At 31.5% G+C, this 3,330-nt stretch carries 2 protein-coding genes and 4 pseudogenes; 2 read left to right on the top strand and 4 right to left on the bottom strand.

From position 1 onward, the window contains the following. The 4 genes and pseudogenes from KA878_RS09245 to KA878_RS09230 all read right to left on the bottom strand — a co-directional run. Positions 1-79, bottom strand: a pseudogene (locus tag KA878_RS09245) (IS6 family transposase); the annotation flags it as partial. 52 nt (positions 80-131) lie between these two features. Beyond that, positions 132-293: pseudogene (locus KA878_RS09240) on the bottom strand (GNAT family N-acetyltransferase); the annotation flags it as partial. A gap of 73 nt (positions 294-366) precedes the next feature. Continuing rightward, a pseudogene (locus KA878_RS09235) lies at positions 367-570 on the bottom strand (GNAT family N-acetyltransferase); the annotation flags it as partial. Between the two features lie 388 nt (positions 571-958). Continuing rightward, positions 959-1,780: a LysR family transcriptional regulator gene (locus tag KA878_RS09230; RefSeq protein WP_193839812.1), complete on the bottom strand. Its 822-nt coding sequence runs from the start codon at positions 1,778-1,780 to the stop codon at positions 959-961. A gap of 115 nt (positions 1,781-1,895) precedes the next feature. Between KA878_RS09230 and KA878_RS09225 the strand changes: the two genes are divergently transcribed. Together KA878_RS09225 and KA878_RS09220 are read left to right on the top strand one after the other, a co-directional pair. After that, the gene (locus KA878_RS09225; protein WP_193839813.1) at positions 1,896-2,891 is read left to right on the top strand and encodes a YeiH family protein; all 996 of its coding nucleotides are present in this window, start codon (positions 1,896-1,898) and stop codon (positions 2,889-2,891) included. Positions 2,892-3,021: 130 nt separating this feature from the next. Further along, positions 3,022-3,330, top strand: a pseudogene (locus KA878_RS09220) (rhodanese-like domain-containing protein); the annotation flags it as partial.

Genomic DNA, 3,330 nt, shown 5'->3' with positions numbered 1-3,330 from the left:
TCAATGCATATCTTAGATAGTAGCCAACGGCTACAGTGATAACATCCTTGTTAAATTGTTTATATCTGAAATAGTTCATACAGAAGACTCCTTTTTGTTAAAATTATACTATAAATTCAACTTTGCAACAGAACCAAGTGTTTACTATCTTCCACCCTCTTTGTATGTTCCACAAAAGGTAAAAATTCCGCTAGATATTTGCGGTTACTATCTACTAATTTAAATAACTGTTCTGCTTCTCGTTCTTCTAATATCTTTAATTTAATATCTTTATCTATTTGATAACCAAAGATCATAACTATCCCACCCGCTTATATAATTATTAATGAACCTTAAAGAAAAAAACCGCTACTAAAGAGGATATGGAAAGCCATCACCACGCGTAAATTGTTGTAACGCCGACTGAATAAATGTCTTACTGTGCGCAACTTCAGTTGTATATTCGACAAATGGCAAGAACTCGCCTAAATATTCACGATTGCTATCTACTAATTTGAAAAGTTGATCCGCTTCACGCTCTTCTAATATTTTTAACGTCACATGTTCATTCACTTGATAACCAAACATCATCGATATCGCCTCCAGTTAAAATTGTCAAATTATTCAGTAAATTACATATATAGTAACATAAATATATGTATTTTTATTAAAAGCTTAAATTCCATGCTATTTTGCATTAGCATAAAATGCTTGAAATTAAAAAATGACACAGAAGATTCCGCACCGCGACAATAAAAAGTTGGAGTCTGAAACATCCATCATATAATAATGCTATTTTGCAAATTCACAATAACCGACTGAACTGAGAAAGCATTTAAGTCAAGCTTGTCCCAGTTCTAGTCATCCTTGTGATTAAGGCGCCCAACAGAGCGCATTTCATTAAGACATTGCTCAAGCTAAGCACACTGGAGACAGCGCATTTAAGATAAATTTTGTCCCCCTCCACATCTTATATATATTATTTCATAATCGTTTCAATGACAGTTCTAATATTTTTATCGATATATTTATCAACATGTTTAGCTAGATAATAATGACGTTTCACATTGAGCGTTTTTATCACTAACTTTTCATAATCTTCAGGATTAATTGCTGATTTGGAAATAATAGCAAATCCATTTCCAGCCTCTGCCATTTGTTTAATAATACTAATATTATTAATTTCTACTAAATAGGGATTTAATTTCAGTTCGGAAAGGCCTGCCTCTTGATAAAACCTCGTTCCTGATCCTTTTTCTCTAACGAAGCATATATCCATTCTAGGCTTAATTGATTTTTTATAAATATACACCATTTCATCTTCAATTATTTTTTTACATTCTATCGCATTATCTTGAATGTCTTTTTCTACAATCCCAATATCTACTCTATTGTGTTTAATATCGTTTATAACAGAATCTGAATTATTAATACGTAAATGAATATGTAACTTCGGATGTTGTTGCATAAGAATGGTGAGTTTTTCTGATAATAAATATTCACCATATGTATAACTACTTCCGACCGTAAGCGTGCCTGCGATGGTTTCGGATTCAGATGCTAAATTTTGCCATAATGCTTGTTCAATACTTTCTCTTTGCAATGCATATTGTAAAAGCTTTTCTCCATCATTCGTTAGTTTTAAATATGGAGACTTAAATTCAAATATATTCACATTATATTTTAATTCTAGACGTTTAATATCTCGACTAACAGACGGTTGTGACGTATATAAATTTTCTGCTGCTCTAGTAAAACTTTCTGTTTTGATTACTTCAATTAATACCTTATACGGATCCATGTATCATTCTCCTTCAAGTCTAATATATCATTTTTGATATAGATACTATACTAATTATTTATTTAACGTTATAACAATAACGTGCTAAGATTTCATATCGAGGTGAGAAATACATATGAAATTATTAACGCAAGCGTCATTTATAAAAGGCATTATGTTTACATTTGTGATTGCAATTACCAGTTATATATTAGCTCAATTTCCTGTTTTACATACAATTGGGGCTTTAGCTATTGCAATCATTTGTGCGATGATATACCGCCAAATCAAAGGTTACCCAGAACAACTTCGTCCTGGTATTACTTTTGCATCGAAGCGTTTATTAAAATTTGCGATTATCTTATATGGATTAAAGCTAAATATGGGAGATATTCTAGGCAAAGGCTGGAAATTAGTACTAATTGATATATTCGTCATTATCTTCTCAATCAGTTTAACTTTAATTTTAAATCGTATACTTAAAGGAAATAAAGATATCTCTATACTACTTGGTATCGGTACAGGTGTATGTGGCGCTGCAGCGATTGCTGCTACAGCACCAATTTTAAAATCTAAAGAAAAAGACACTGCAATCAGTGTAGGTATTATTGCATTAGTTGGAACTATATTTGCGCTAATATATACAGCCATCGAGGCTATTTTTAAAATACCTGAGATAATTTATGGCGCTTGGGCAGGTATAAGTTTACATGAAATCGCTCAAGTCGTTTTAGCAGCAGGTATTGGTGGACCAGAGACAATGACATTTGCTTTACTTGGAAAATTAGGTCGTGTTTTTTTACTCATTCCATTAAGTATTGTCTTAATTCTGTATATGCGTTATCAATCAAATTCAGATCAACAACAACAAAAAGTTCACATTCCTTATTTTCTAATTGGCTTTATTTTAATGGCTTGTATAAATACGTTTATCCCTATACCTTCAATGTTGATGAATATTATTAATGTCATCACAACGTTATGTATGTTAATGGCAATGGTCGCTTTGGGATTAAATATTGTTTTAAAAGACGTCATCTCAAGCGCACTTAAACCTTCTATCGTTATCTTTATTACTTCAATTTGTCTATCTAGTGTGACACTCCTAATCGCGTATATAATGTTTACATAGATGATGTTATACGTTTATATGCCAACAAAACGTGCATTTTAAAATACTGAAATGCACGTTTTTTCAATCATTGTACTTCAATCCTTGATTAGACTTCTGTTTTGTCCACTATCTCTCTCCAGTTGAAAATGGTGAAATATTAATATTAGATGTGCGTCCCACAGAAGAATATGAAAGTGGCCATTTTCCTGGAGCAATCTCCATGCCAATTGAGGAATTAGAAGAACAATTAAATAACCTTCCTAAAAATGTTCAAATAGTGGCTTATTGTAGAGGTAATCTATGCTTAACATCATTAGAAGCTGTAGAAATGTTAAACGAAAATGGATATAAAGCATTTAAATTAGAAGACAATGTTTTAGATTGGAAATATGTAAAACATACTAAGATTAGCTGTGAAGAAATCTATGACGATAGATTTTTCACAGCTATTTTTTAT

The organism is Staphylococcus sp. GDY8P57P (assembly GCF_017892585.1).
Taxonomy (GTDB): domain Bacteria; phylum Bacillota; class Bacilli; order Staphylococcales; family Staphylococcaceae; genus Staphylococcus; species Staphylococcus borealis.
This window is presented reverse-complemented; position numbering and strand designations above follow the sequence as displayed.